The sequence below is a fragment of the Streptomyces thermocarboxydus genome (genome assembly GCF_024760485.1).
GTDB classification, from domain to species: domain Bacteria; phylum Actinomycetota; class Actinomycetes; order Streptomycetales; family Streptomycetaceae; genus Streptomyces; species Streptomyces cellulosae.
The window spans coordinates 4,430,247-4,442,720 of record NZ_CP058273.1; the positions used below are offsets into that span (position 1 = coordinate 4,430,247).

Annotated in this window: 13 protein-coding genes; 8 read left to right on the forward strand and 5 right to left on the reverse strand. The window is 72.4% G+C overall.

Features of this window, described 5'->3' with window-relative positions; genetic code table 11:
• Positions 1 to 134: 134 nt before the first annotated feature.
• From AY578_RS20535 to AY578_RS20555, 5 genes are all read right to left on the reverse strand, one after another.
• A complete protein-coding gene (locus AY578_RS20535) occupies positions 135 to 914 on the reverse strand; it encodes a succinate dehydrogenase iron-sulfur subunit (protein WP_019527838.1) in 780 nt (259 codons plus the stop codon).
• Entirely contained in the window at positions 914 to 2,668 is a 1,755-nt protein-coding gene (gene sdhA, locus AY578_RS20540; protein WP_019527837.1) for a succinate dehydrogenase flavoprotein subunit, read from the reverse strand. Before sdhA ends, AY578_RS20535 begins: the two co-directional genes overlap by 1 nt.
• A 19-nt stretch (positions 2,669 to 2,687) precedes the next feature.
• Positions 2,688 to 3,170 (reverse strand): succinate dehydrogenase hydrophobic membrane anchor subunit, encoded by a 483-nt coding sequence (locus tag AY578_RS20545; RefSeq protein WP_019527836.1) that lies wholly within the window; start codon positions 3,168 to 3,170, stop codon positions 2,688 to 2,690.
• Between the two features lie 5 nt (positions 3,171 to 3,175).
• Entirely contained in the window at positions 3,176 to 3,556 is a 381-nt protein-coding gene (gene sdhC, locus AY578_RS20550) for a succinate dehydrogenase, cytochrome b556 subunit (protein WP_026244279.1), read from the reverse strand.
• A 262-nt stretch (positions 3,557 to 3,818) separates the two neighbouring features.
• Complete coding sequence (locus AY578_RS20555; protein WP_202414523.1) at positions 3,819 to 4,361, reverse strand: 2-oxo-4-hydroxy-4-carboxy-5-ureidoimidazoline decarboxylase; 543 nt, start codon at positions 4,359 to 4,361, stop codon at positions 3,819 to 3,821.
• Between the two features lie 262 nt (positions 4,362 to 4,623).
• On the opposite strand from AY578_RS20555, the gene AY578_RS20560 reads away from it, so the two are divergent.
• The 8 genes from AY578_RS20560 to AY578_RS20595 all read left to right on the forward strand — a co-directional run bounded on the left by AY578_RS20560 (position 4,624) and on the right by AY578_RS20595 (position 12,386).
• On the forward strand, positions 4,624 to 6,174 hold the full coding sequence (locus AY578_RS20560) for a beta-N-acetylhexosaminidase (protein ID WP_136239174.1): 1,551 nt from the start codon (positions 4,624 to 4,626) through the stop codon (positions 6,172 to 6,174).
• Positions 6,175 to 6,285: 111 nt separating this feature from the next.
• Positions 6,286 to 6,792 carry a hypothetical protein gene (locus AY578_RS20565; RefSeq protein WP_019527832.1) on the forward strand — a complete coding sequence of 169 codons (507 nt, stop codon included), beginning with the start codon at positions 6,286 to 6,288 and terminating at the stop codon, positions 6,790 to 6,792.
• A gap of 107 nt (positions 6,793 to 6,899) precedes the next feature.
• Positions 6,900 to 7,469, forward strand: coding sequence for a hypothetical protein (locus tag AY578_RS20570; protein WP_136239151.1), 570 nt, complete (start codon positions 6,900 to 6,902; stop codon positions 7,467 to 7,469).
• A gap of 149 nt (positions 7,470 to 7,618) precedes the next feature.
• Positions 7,619 to 8,014 (forward strand): hypothetical protein, encoded by a 396-nt coding sequence (locus AY578_RS20575; RefSeq protein WP_019527830.1) that lies wholly within the window; start codon positions 7,619 to 7,621, stop codon positions 8,012 to 8,014.
• A gap of 199 nt (positions 8,015 to 8,213) precedes the next feature.
• A complete protein-coding gene (locus tag AY578_RS20580; RefSeq protein ID WP_028960178.1) occupies positions 8,214 to 8,831 on the forward strand; it encodes an RNA polymerase sigma factor in 618 nt (205 codons plus the stop codon).
• A 227-nt stretch (positions 8,832 to 9,058) separates the two neighbouring features.
• Positions 9,059 to 9,913, forward strand: coding sequence for a hypothetical protein (locus AY578_RS20585; protein WP_019527828.1), 855 nt, complete (start codon positions 9,059 to 9,061; stop codon positions 9,911 to 9,913).
• A gap of 659 nt (positions 9,914 to 10,572) precedes the next feature.
• Positions 10,573 to 11,247, forward strand: coding sequence for an RNA polymerase sigma factor (locus AY578_RS20590; RefSeq protein ID WP_019527827.1), 675 nt, complete (start codon positions 10,573 to 10,575; stop codon positions 11,245 to 11,247).
• Positions 11,247 to 12,386, forward strand: a complete 1,140-nt coding sequence (locus AY578_RS20595) for a hypothetical protein (protein ID WP_028960177.1) — start codon at positions 11,247 to 11,249, stop codon at positions 12,384 to 12,386. The genes AY578_RS20590 and AY578_RS20595 overlap by 1 nt, the downstream gene beginning before the upstream one ends.
• The last annotated feature ends 88 nt before the right edge of the window (positions 12,387 to 12,474 follow it).

The following is a 12,474-nucleotide window of genomic DNA, read 5'->3' on the forward strand; positions in this document are numbered from 1 at the left end:
TCCGGTACCGGCCCCCTCTGGTGCGCACGCACCAGCCGGACACCCCGCCCTGGTGCACACGCAGTACCCACACGCCCGAGGGCCCCGTCTCCGGGGGCGGGAGACGGGGCCCTCAGGACCTTGCGCGGGGTGCCTCAGTAGCGGCGCGTGATGAGCGCGCGCTTCACCTCGGCGATCGCCTTCGTGACCTCGATACCGCGCGGGCAGGCGTCCGTGCAGTTGAACGTGGTGCGGCAACGCCACACGCCGTCCTTGTCGTTGAGGATCTCCAGGCGCTGCTCGCCGGCCTCGTCACGCGAGTCGAAGATGAAGCGGTGCGCGTTGACGATCGCGGCCGGGCCGAAGTACTGGCCGTCGTTCCAGAACACCGGGCACGACGAGGTGCACGCGGCGCACAGGATGCACTTGGTCGTGTCGTCGAAGCGCTCGCGGTCCTCGGCGGACTGCAGCCGCTCACGCGTCGGCTCGTTGGTGTCCTTCGTGATCAGGAAGGGCATCACGTCCCGGTACGCCTGGAAGAACGGCTCCATGTCCACGACCAGGTCCTTCAGGACCGTCAGGCCCTTGATGGCCTCGACCGTGATCGGCTTCTCGGGGTTGATGTCCTTGATCAGCGTCTTGCACGCCAGGCGGTTCTTGCCGTTGATCCGCATGGCGTCGGAGCCGCAGATGCCGTGGGCGCAGGAACGGCGGAAGGTCAGGGTGCCGTCCAGGTCCCACTTGATCTTGTGCAGCGCGTCGAGGACGCGCTCCTTGGGGTCGATCTCCAGCTGGAAGTCTTCCCAGGTCGCGTCCGCGGAGACCTCCGGGTTGAACCGGCGGATCCGCAGGGTGACGGTGATGTAGGGGGAGTCGGCGAAGCCGGGCTCGGGGGAGCCGGCCGCGTCCGCCTTGTCCAGAACAGGGGTAGCCATCAGTACTTACGCTCCATCGGCTGGTAGCGGGTCTGGACGACCGGCTTGTAGTCCAGACGGACGGTCTCGGTGCCGTCGGCGCCGACCTCGCGGTACGCCATCGTGTGGCGCATGAAGTTGACGTCGTCGCGGTTCGGGTAGTCCTCGCGGTAGTGACCGCCGCGGGACTCCTTGCGGGCCAGCGCGGACACGGCCATGACCTCGGCCAGGTCCAGCAGGTTGCCCAGCTCGACGGCCTCCAGCAGGTCGGTGTTGAACCGCTTGCCCTTGTCCTGGATGGCGACGTTCTTGTAGCGCTCGCGCAGCTCGGCGATCTTCTCGACCGCCGTCTTGATCGTCTGCTCGGTGCGGAACACCATGACGTTGGCGTCCATGGTCTCCTGCAGCTCGCGGCGCAGCTCGGCCACCCGCTCGTTGCCGGTGGAGGACCGCAGCCGCTCGATCTGCCCGACGACGAAGGACTCCGGGTCCTCCGGCAGCTCGACGAAGTCCGCGCTCTGCGCGTACTCCGCGGCCGCGATGCCGGCCCGCTTGCCGAACACGTTGATGTCCAGCAGCGAGTTGGTGCCCAGCCGGTTGGCGCCGTGCACGGACACGCAGGCCACCTCGCCGGCCGCGTACAGGCCGGGGACGACCGTGGTGTTGTCCGCCAGCACCTCGCCCTGGACGTTGGTCGGGATGCCGCCCATCGCGTAGTGCGCGGTGGGCTGGATCGGGATCGGGTCCGTGTAGGGCTCGATGCCGAGGTAGGTCCGCGCGAACTCCGTGATGTCGGGCAGCTTGGCGTCCAGCTGCTCCGGCGGGAGGTGCGTGAGGTCCAGGTAGACGTGGTCGCCCTCGGGACCGCAGCCGCGGCCCTCGCGGATCTCCGTGTAGATGGAGCGGGAGACGACGTCGCGGGAGGCGAGGTCCTTCATGACGGGCGCGTACTTCTCCATGAAGCGCTCGCCGTCCTTGTTGCGCAGGATGCCGCCCTCACCGCGGGCGCCCTCTGTGAGCAGGATGCCCATGCGCCAGATGCCGGTCGGGTGGAACTGGAAGAACTCCATGTCCTCCAGCGGCAGCCCGCGCCGGTACACGGCGGCCTGGCCGTCACCGGTCAGGGTGTGCGCGTTGGACGTCACCTTGAAGAACTTGCCGGTGCCGCCGGACGCGTAGATCACGGACTTCGCCTGGAAGATGTGGATCTCGCCGGTGGCCAGCTCGTACGCCACGACGCCGGCCGACTTCCGGACGCCGTCGACCTCGGTGATCAGCTGGTCCAGGACGTAGAACTCGTTGAAGAACTCCACGCCCTCCTTGACGCAGTTCTGGTACAGCGTCTGGAGGATCATGTGGCCGGTGCGGTCCGCGGCGTAGCAGGACCGGCGGACCGGGGCCTCGCCGTGGTTGCGGGAGTGGCCGCCGAAGCGGCGCTGGTCGATGGTGCCGTTCGGCGTGCGGTTGAACGGCAGGCCCATCTTCTCCAGGTCGAGGACGGAGTCGATGGCCTCCTTCGCCAGGATCTCGGCGGCGTCCTGGTCGACCAGGTAGTCACCGCCCTTGACCGTGTCGAAGGTGTGCCACTCCCAGTTGTCCTCCTCCACGTTGGCGAGCGCGGCGGCCATGCCGCCCTGCGCGGCGCCCGTGTGGGAGCGGGTGGGGTAGAGCTTGGTCAGCACGGCGGTGCGGCTGCGCTTGGTCGCCTCGATGGCGGCCCGCATACCGGCGCCACCGGCGCCGACGATGACGGTGTCGTACTTGTGGATCTTCATGATTCTCGCAGCCCCGTGCCTAGCGGATGTTCGGGTCGAAGGTGAAGATCACCAGCGTGCCCAGCAGGATGGTGAACACCGTGGCCGTGTAGAGCAGGCCCTTGAGCCACAGGCGGGTGTTCGGCCGCTCGGCGTAGTCGTTGATGACCGTGCGCAGGCCGTTGGCGCCGTGCAGCATCGCCAGCCACAGCATCGCCAGGTCCCAGACCTGCCAGAAGGGGCTCGCCCAGCGGCCCGCCACGAAGGCGAAGCCGATCTTGGAGACGCCGCCGTCCAGCACCAGCTGGATCAGCAGGTGGCCGATGACCAGCACCACCAGGACGACACCGGACAGGCGCATGAACAGCCACGCGGCCATCTCGAAGTTGCCGCGGGTGCTCTTCGGGGTCTTCTTGGTCCGCTTGCGCGGCGGTTCGATGACCGGCGCCGGGTTGTCGACGGAGTACGGCGAGGCGCCTTCGACGGGGCCGACGCCCGAGGCGGAGGTTTCAGTCGTGGACATCTGCGTCAGCTCCCGAACAGTTCACGAGCGGCGTGGCCGAGGACGGGGTAGATCGCCCCGAGCATCAGCACGATCCACACGGCGACGACGGTCCAGAGCATCTGCTTCTGGTACCGGGCGCCCTTGATCCAGAAGTCGACGGCGATGACACGCAGGCCGTTGAGCGCGTGGAAGAGGATGGCGGCGACGAGGCCGTACTCCAGCAGCGCGACGATCGGCGTCTTGTACGTGGCCACGACGTCGTCGTAGGCCTCCGGGGACACCCGCACGAGAGCGGTGTCCAGCACGTGAACGAACAGGAAGAAGAAGATGAGGACGCCGGTGACTCGGTGAGCCACCCAGGACCACATTCCTTCCCGGCCGCGGTACAGCGTTCCAGCCGGCACGGAAATTTCCTCCGGGAGCGGGGATTGGGGCCGCGCCGGCTTTCCTTGTCGGTCGGGCCCGGCCGGGTACGGTCCACCGGCCCCCAGCATGGTAGCGACGGTTGCCTGCGGCGCTTACGGGGGGCCTGCCGGTGTGATCAAACTTGCACCCGAAAAGGGGGGGCCGGGTTGGGACGCGGCTACCGGAATGGGTGGTTTGCGGTCATTTGCCGGGTGCGGCGAGGTGGGGTCGACCGCGCCCACGCGGCGGAGCCGCACTTCGTCACAGTCCCCCGTCCCTGAGGGCGTTGTTCAGGCGTTCCCTGGCCAGGAGGCGGAGTTGGTCTCTCGTGACCGTGTGCTCTTCCTCCGGATCGTTCGCCAATCGTGACCGGATGTTCTCCAGGACGCGGTCGAGGATCTCGTCCTCGGGGACGCCGTCGAGGCAGAGGACGAAGACGTGGCCGAACTTGGCCTCGTAGGCCGCGTGCGCGGCGTTCAGGGCGGTGTGGGCGGCCGAGTAGGTGTCCTCGGGGAGCGCGGGGAGGGGCTCGGAGGCCAGGGCCTCGGCGATCTCCTCCGGGGGCAGGTCGTACACCGCCTCGTCCGCCGCGGCCAGCAGGGACGCCGGGTCGGGGTAGGGGCGGTGGCCGGCCAGCAGGCGGGCCCAGCGGGGGCTGTGCAGGCAGGACAGCAGGGCGCGCTCGGCGTCGGGCCCGGGAGCGGCGTTGAACCACTCCAGCGGGGGCGGGGTTCCGGGCGCGCCGCGGGACTGTTCGGGTATGGCGACTCGGCCGGGGAGGTCTGGGAGTCGGTGCGCAGACAGCGTGGGTCCTCGTGGGCGTCGCGTGAGTGGTGTGGCAGATGCTGTGAGAGTTGTGACGTCACGTTATCGAGTGAGTCCGAGACGTGTCCGATCGGTACCCCCATTTCACCCGGACGGCAGAGTTTGGGAACGCCTTGTGGACGCCTCTCACCCGAACGGGTCGTACGTTGGCAGGGTGAGTCGGCACAGGCAGCACGGTCAGCGCAGGCGCGGTCCCGGCGCGGAGGCGACGGCGAGGCGGCGGAGGGTCACCGCCGTCGCCGTGGCCGTGGGGGCGGTGGTGGTGGGGTCCGGGGTGGGCCTCGGCCTGTGGGCCTCGGGGGACGACGGCGGCCCGGCGGCCGCCCCCTCCTCGCCGTCGCCGACGCCGAGCCCCACCCGCAGCTACCCGCTGTCCGAGGCGCCGCGGACCATACCCGCCGTGCGCGAGCACACCGCCGAGCGCGGCCCCGGCTGGCGGCCCGCCTCCGACCACCGGGTGGTCGTGTCCGACCCGGCGCTCGAGGACGAGGGCAAGCTCACCGCCCAGGAGCTGGGTCTGAGGTACGCGGGGGAGAAGGACGACGAGCGGCCCGGTGACGTACGGCTGGAGCTGAACCGGGACGGGGGCGCGAACCCGGAGTCGTACACCCTGACCGTGCGCGGCGGGCGGGTCACCGTCAGCGGGCCCGGGGAGGCGGGCGTCTTCTACGGCACCCGCACCCTCAAGCAGGAGATGTCCGGCACCGGCGCCGCCCCCGAGGGCGTGGTGCGCGACGAGCCCGCCAAGCCGCGGCGCGGCATGATGCTGGACATCGCGCGCAAGCACTACGGCGCCGGCTGGATAGAGGACCGCATACGCGAGCTGGGCGACCTGAAGTACAACGAGATCGGTCTGCACTTCTCGGACGACCAGGGCTTCCGCATCGAGTCCGACTCGCACCCGGAGATCGTGTCGAAGGACCATCTGACCAAGGCGCAGGTCCAGAAGATCGTCGACCTCGCGGAGAGCCGGCACATCACCGTCGTCCCCGAGATCGACTCGCCCGGACACCTCGGCGCCGTCATCGACGCCCACCCCGACCTCCAGCTGCGGAAGACCAACGGCGAGGCGGTGCGCGGCGCCGTCGACATCGCGAACCCGAAGTCCGCCCAGATCGTCGACGACCTGCTCGACGAGTACGCCGGGCTCTTCCCCGGCGACCAGTGGCACCTCGGCGGCGACGAGTACCAGGCCCTCGTCGTCTCCGACCCCGAGGCGACCTTCCCCGGCCTCGCCTCCGCGGCCCGCGACAAGTACGGCCCCGGCGCCACCGTCGAGGACCTCACCACCGGCTGGCTCAACGACCGCGCCGCCACCGTCCGCGCCCACGACCGCGTCCCCCGCGCCTGGAACGACGGCTTCTTCCCCGGCGGATCCGTCCAGGCCGACGAGGACATCCGGGTCGCCTACTGGACCGGCAAGGAGATCGGCGCCCGCAAGCCCGCCGAGTACCTGGCCGAGGGCCGCGAGGTCATCAACTACAACGACGAGTTCCTCTACTACGTCCTCGGCGAGCCGCTGACCTTCGTCTATCCGACCGGCGAGCGCATCTACGAGCAGTGGACCCCGCGGGTGCTGCGCGGCACCACCCCCGTCCCCGCGAAGTACGACCGGCAGATCCTCGGCGGCTCCTTCGCCATCTGGGGCGACCTGCCCCGCTCCCAGACGCAGGAGCAGGTCGCGGCGGGTATCCGGATGCCGCTGCGGGCCCTCGCCCAGAAGCTGTGGGACGCGCGCGAACCAGCGCTGTCCTGGGCAGAGTTCCGCGCCCTGGCGGACCGGCTCGGCTGACGGATTGCCGCGAACGCCTGCGAACCCCCGTACGGCTGTGGTGATGTTCTGGGCGAGCCGACGGCTCGGCGCGCCGGGCCGGGAACCGACATGCGGGGGGAACACCGGCACATGGGCTACTGGGGTTATGTCGTCGTGGGCCGCGCCGGGCGGCCGCTGGCCGGACTGGACGCGCTGGCCGGCGCGGGCGGGGAGCTGACCCTGCGCACCGAGGCCCCGGACGGCTGGCAGGTGTGGGAGCTGCCGGGCCGTGAGGGCGAGCTGGGCAGCATGAACGCCCTGGCGGAGGAGACGGGCGCGCCCGCGCTGTTCGGGTACGTGATGAACGGCGAGTGCGTGGCCGTGGAGGCCGCGTCCCCCGAGAGCGGGGTGTGGACCGCCTGCCTCGGCCGGGACGCGATGGCCGGGTACCTCGACGGCCGCCAGGAGGGACTCACCGTCGACGACTACTTCCTGGAGCCCGCCGACGCCGCCGAGCGGGCCGTCTTCTGGGCCGAGGAGGCCGGGCGCGAGGTCGCCGTCGAGGACGTGCTGGAGGTGCTGACCGCCGACCCCGGGCCGTTGGCCGAAAACGGCTTCTTCCGGCTGCTCGACGTGTTGCGCGTGGTGCCCGAGTGACACTCCCGGCTTGTCGCACGCAGTAAGGGGAAATGCGGGCTCCGTGAGCGACGAGGCCCGTCACGGCCTCATCAGGGGGCCTGCGGACCCGCGGGAGGGAGGCGTGGATGAGCCTGGAGGAACTGATCGCACAGGCCGACGAGCGCGGACTGGCCGCCAGCGGGGTGGCTTGTTTGGATCGGTGCGTGCCGCTGCTGGGCGGTGACGACGAGGCGCTGCGGCCGCTGTGGGGCACCCTCGCCGAGGGACCCGACGACGGCGACTGGGGCGAGGTGCTCCGGCAGACGCGCGAGAAGCTGGACGCGGCGGCGGGCGAGGCGGCCGGCGGCTGCGCCGGCGAGGCGGCGGAGCTGGCACGGGGCATGCTCGCGACCGCGCCCCTGGACCGGTCCGGGTCGGCGCTGCGGCAGTGGGCCGACGGCTGCTCGGACGGCGCGCTGCGGATCCATCTGCTGCTGGACGGCGCGGGCGACGTGGATCTGGACGCCGCCCGCCGGGAGGGATGCGCCGACGGGCTGTCGCCGCTGCTCGCCGCGGAACTGCGGCGGCAGACGGCCGTCCTCGAACTCGTCGCCGCCCACGGGGCGGCCGGGCTGCGCAGCGCGCTGGAGGTGTCCACGGAGGGACGCCGGGTGCTGCGCGCGGCGGTCTCGCGCCGCAGCCGCCGGGATGCCTGACACCCTGTCGGAGGTCCGGGTCGAGGACATGCGGCGACGGCCCTGTGAGCATCCTGGGGCGGTCGTGCACCCGTTGTGGAAAGCCGCCGGATCGGGGTGACGAAACGCTTCGCCGCAGCGCTCTCCAGAGTGTGACGACTGCGACGACTGTGACGACACAGCAGGAGACCAGGCCCTCGGCGGCGACGAAGCCGGTCCGCTGGGCGGCGGACGCGGTGGCGGCGATGCGTGAGGGCGCACGGATGCGCCTCGACTACTCGGCGCGCAGTCTGTGGAGCGTCGACCGGATGATCGAGGACATCCGCCGCGAGTCGGCCCCGTACGCCGCCGTGGAGCTGGTGCTGCGCGGCTTCGGGGCCTACGCGGGCGAGGTGATCGTGCGTCAGGCGGGCGGCGAGTGGTGGGCCTCCGGCGGCGACCACTGGGTCCGCACCCCCGACGGCCGTCTCTGGGACCCCATCGAGGAGGCCCGCCGCTGCTACACCGCCGACGGCTCGCTCCGCCTCATGTGCCGGGACGCGACGGCGGGGGCGCGGCGGGACTGAGTGCCGCCCGGGGCGGGCCGCCGGTGCGTCCGGGGGAGGTGTGCCGCCGGGGTGCTCGGGAGGCATGGGGCGACTGGGACCCGCGTTGACCTGTGACACTTTGGGCGCCGCGCACGCTGAGGTCGCTGGGGGTGTGGCACGGAAAGACGTGCACACGTCATGCGAGGCGCATCGCGCTCGGTACGGACGAGGACGGTTCTTGGGTCACGGAGGGGAATCCCGTCGCACGCAGGCGTCCGACGGGGAGCTGGGTGACGCCGTCGCGCGTGCCCAGCAGGGCGACGAGGCCGCGTTCGCCGTGGCCTACCGGCTGGTGCAGCCCGGACTCCTCGCGTACGTCCGGGGACTGGTCGGCGCCGACGCCGAGGACGTGACGTCGGACGCCTGGCTGGAGATCGCCCGTGACCTCGGACGGTTCAAGGGCGACGGCGCCGGGTTCCGCGGCTGGACGGCCACCATCGCCCGGCACCGCGCCCTGGACCACCTGCGCCGCCGGCGCGTACGCCCCCGCGTGTCCGCGCTGGAGCAGGACGTGCTGGAGCTGCCCGCCCCGCACAGCACGCACGACCAGGCGATGGAGGCCCTGTCCACCGAGCAGGCCCTCGCCCTGCTGGGCGGGCTGCCCCGGGACCAGGCGGAGGCGGTGCTGCTGCGGGTCGTCGTGGGCCTCGACGGGCCCGCCGCGGCCCGTGTGCTCGGCAAGCGGCCGGGCGCCGTACGGACGGCCGCGCACCGGGGTCTGCGGCGTCTGGCGAAGCAGCTCGCGGCCGACGGTGTGACGGAAGAGGCGCCCAGGACGCTGGGTGAGTCGACGTGACCGTGGGCCGGGACGGCGGTCACGCCGGACGGCACGGCCTCCGCGGCCGCCCCGGCGGCTGAACGGGCCGGGCGGAATGAACGTATCCGTTTGTCGGGGCCGGACCGGGCTCCCTCCTGGTGGGAGGGGCTGCGGCGGTCACCGGGCCCCGGATGCGGGGCCGTAGGGCCACGGGCGGAACCGGACAGGCCGGACAGGCCGACACGAGTGCAGGGACGGAATCGGACATGGGTGAACGGCAGAGCGACGGCGGGCGGGCCGGCCGCCGGCGTGTGCACCCGGGGCGTTCCGGCCGTCCTGTGGGCGTGGCGGCCGGCGCCGGCCGTGCCGCGCCCGTCCCCGTCGAGGGGCCGGCCGGTGACACGGCCCGGCTGGAGGCGCTGCTCGTCCACGCCCTGGTGTCCGACGCCGTGGACACCGGGGCCGAGCAGCGGGCCGTCGCCGCGTTCGTGGCCGCCCGGGAGTCGGGGGCGCATGGCGCGCGCACCCGCCGCCAGGACGACTGGCGGGTCTCTCGACGGCGGTTCGGCGGGCGGTCCCTGCGGGTGACGCTGGGGGCGCTGGTGGCGGGCTGTGCGCTGAGCGGGGTGGCCTGGGCCGGGATCCAGGTGGCGGGGGCGGGGGTGCCGGGCGGGGAGCGGTCCGAGGAACCGCGGCCGAGCCGGACGCCGTCCGCCGGTTCGGCCCCTGCTGCTCCGGTCGTTCCGGACGTGTCCGGTGACACCGGTGCGGCTGAGACTCCGGAGGCGTCGCCTTCGGCGTCCGTCACGGCGGAGAAGGACGGGGAGCGGCGCGGCTCGGGGCGGGCGGAGCCCGGTAAGTCCGTCGAGGCGCATTGCCGGGCGTACGAACGGGTCGCCGGGCGGGGTCGGGTCCTGGAGGCGCCGGTCTGGGAGCGGCTCGTCGCGGCGGCGGGGGGTGCGGGGCGGGTCGAGGCGTACTGCGACGGGCTCGGCGGGGGTGTGGCGCCCTCGGCTTCCGCGTCGGCGCCGGTGAGCGTGCCTCCGGTGGAGGGTGAATCGGTCGGCACCGGTGCTTCTGACGTGGTCAGGGAGGGTGTGGGGGTTGGGCGGAAGCCCTGAGGGGTGACGTGGGTCACCTGGACGGGGGGTGTTCCGGAGCCCGGCGTCTGCGGGTTGCCGCTGCGCCCACCCTCCCCCACTCTCGGCTTCGCTCGATCGGGAGGTACCCCCATCGCCCTGGGGGTGTCTCCCAGGCCCTTGAGGCACTGGGGGAGGCACGACTGCCCGCAGTGGCGGATGAGCCCCTTAAAGGGGTGCGGGGAACTGCGCGATCAGTCACGGACTGCCGGCACCCGGCGTCGGCGGGGTGCCGCGGCGGCGGGTGCTTCAGGGGCGCGGGGAACTGCGCGATCAGCCACGGATCACCCGCACCCGGGCTCGCGGGCTGCCGCCTTCGCGGAGACGGCCGGGGCCGCCACCCCCCACAGGAGAGGCCCCGGCCGTCGCGCGGTACGGGCCGCGCGCGACCCGTATCTTCTACAGCGCCGTGCATGCGTTTTCTGTCACACGTCCCGTGTCACGGGTTAGTTGCGTCTTGTACGGTCATGGACGGCGAACGGTTTCAGGTCGTAACGTGCCTTTCGCGCCAGGCCGCGGGAGACAAACGACCTCAACCTCCAAGTGCGGCCTAGAGTCCGCAACGACCGATTGAGCAATGACGACGGCGAGCAACCCGGTCCGCGAGAGCGGCGCCGGCTTAGGCGCAGAAGGGCGCACGCGTGCTGGGGGACGACGCGGAGCTGACCGCCGCGGTGCGCGCGGCACAGGACGGGGACGAGACCGCGTTCCGGACCGTGTACCGCGCCGTGCACCCGCGGCTGCTCGGGTACGTCCGGACGCTGGTCGGCGAGCCCGACGCCGAGGACGTCACGTCCGAGGCCTGGCTCCAGATAGCCCGTGACCTGGAGCGGTTCTCCGGCGACGCGGACCGCTTCCGCGGCTGGGCCGCCCGTATCGCCCGCAACCGCGCGCTCGACCACATCCGCATGCGCGGCCGCCGCCCGGCGATAGGCGGCGACGAGACCGAGCTGACCGGGCGGCCCGCCGAGTCGGACACCGCGGGCGAGGCGATCGAGGCGCTCGCCACCGACGGCGCCTTCAGCCTGATCTCCCGGCTCCCGCAGGACCAGGCCGAGGCCGTCGTCCTGCGCGTGGTCGTCGGCCTCGACGCCAAGACGGCCGCACAGACCCTGGGCAAGCGCCCCGGCGCCGTACGGACGGCCGCCCACCGCGGCCTGCGCCGGCTCGCCGAACTCCTCGGCGACGATCCGGACGGACATCCGGAATCCGCAGGAGTGCTCGACGCCCTTCCGCCCCAAAGAGAACCACGCCGTCGTACGGTGACGTCCGCGAGTGTGACGCAGTTGCGAGCGCGGACGCAGAAGGATTTGTGATGGCCGATGAGCGGTACAGGTGGCTGGACGCGGAGGCGGCGGAGCGCCTGCTGAACGGTGAGCCGCTCCAGGCTGCCGGTCCACCCGCCGGTGACCAGGCCGAACAGCTCGCCGGAGTGCTCCGCGCGCTCTCCGCGCCCCCGCCCACGGCCGAGGACGAACTTCCCGGGGAGGCGGCCGCGCTGGCCGCCTTCCGCAAGTCCAGGGACGCACGGACAGGGCAGGCCGACTCGGCCCCGCACACCGGTCACGGCACCGGCCCCGGGGACCCCGACGTCGGCCTGATCCGTCTCGCCGCTCCGCGCACCGGCCGTACCGGAACGCCCGGCGGAGCCCGAGGACCGCGTCCCGCCCGGCTCGTGCTGGCGGCCGCGCTGGTCGTCGGCATGGTCGGCGGCACCGCCGTGCTCGCCGGCACCGGGCTGCTGCGCACGCCGTTCGACGACTCCCGCTCCGGTCCCGCGGGCGCCACCACGGCCACGCAGCCCCAGCGCCCGCTGATCTCCCCGCCCGCGCAGGGCGCCACCCCGGGCGACGGACGCCAGGGCGACTCCGTCGACGGAGGCCGCGACGGCGGCGAGGACCCCGACCGCACCCCCGAGGGCTCGGTGAACGGCGACGGCAAGACCGCCCACGGCGCACGCTGGAAGCTCGTCGTGTCCGCCTGCCGCTCCTGGCACCAGGGTCGTCCGGTGAACGGCGAACGCCGCCGCGCCCTGCACGAGGCGGCCGGCGGCGCCTCCCGCGTCGCCGCCTACTGCCGTGGCGTCACCGCCGAGGAAGACTCCGGCGTCAAGGACGGCAAGACCGACAAGCGCGGCAAGAACGACAAGGGCGACAAGGGCGACAAGGGCGACGGAAGTGGCGTGCCGGACGCCGAGACGCGCCTCGACGGCGACGAGGGCGAGCAGCAGAACACCCTCCCCGACCAGGGCACCGGCGCCCCCGACACCGACGACAGCGGTGAGGACAAGGGGAACAACGGCAACGGCAAGGGCAACGGAAAAGGCTCCGGCCGCGGCCACAGCGGCTCCGACGCCGACGACAGCCCGTCCAAGGGCAACGGCAAGGGCAAGGACAAGACCAAGGACGACGGGAACGGAAGCGGCAAGGGCAACGGGAACGGCAAGCAGGACTAGGCGGACGGGCCCGGACACCCCCAGGCGCCCGGACACCCGCTGACCTGCGAAAACTCACCGCTTCCACATTCACGTACCGACCGGTGTG

What these genes read in the sequence shown, in the direction of transcription:
- AY578_RS20535 (WP_019527838.1), bottom strand. Translation starts at nt 914, where the DNA reads ATGGCTACCCCTGTTCTGGACAAGGCGGACGCGGCCGGCTCCCCCGAG.
- sdhA (WP_019527837.1), bottom strand. Translation starts at nt 2,668, where the DNA reads ATGAAGATCCACAAGTACGACACCGTCATCGTCGGCGCCGGTGGCGCC.
- AY578_RS20545 (WP_019527836.1), bottom strand. Translation starts at nt 3,170, where the DNA reads ATGTCCACGACTGAAACCTCCGCCTCGGGCGTCGGCCCCGTCGAAGGC.
- AY578_RS20565 (WP_019527832.1), top strand. Translation starts at nt 6,286, where the DNA reads ATGGGCTACTGGGGTTATGTCGTCGTGGGCCGCGCCGGGCGGCCGCTG.
- AY578_RS20570 (WP_136239151.1), top strand. Translation starts at nt 6,900, where the DNA reads ATGAGCCTGGAGGAACTGATCGCACAGGCCGACGAGCGCGGACTGGCC.
- AY578_RS20585 (WP_019527828.1), top strand. Translation starts at nt 9,059, where the DNA reads ATGGGTGAACGGCAGAGCGACGGCGGGCGGGCCGGCCGCCGGCGTGTG.
- AY578_RS20595 (WP_028960177.1), top strand. Translation starts at nt 11,247, where the DNA reads ATGGCCGATGAGCGGTACAGGTGGCTGGACGCGGAGGCGGCGGAGCGC.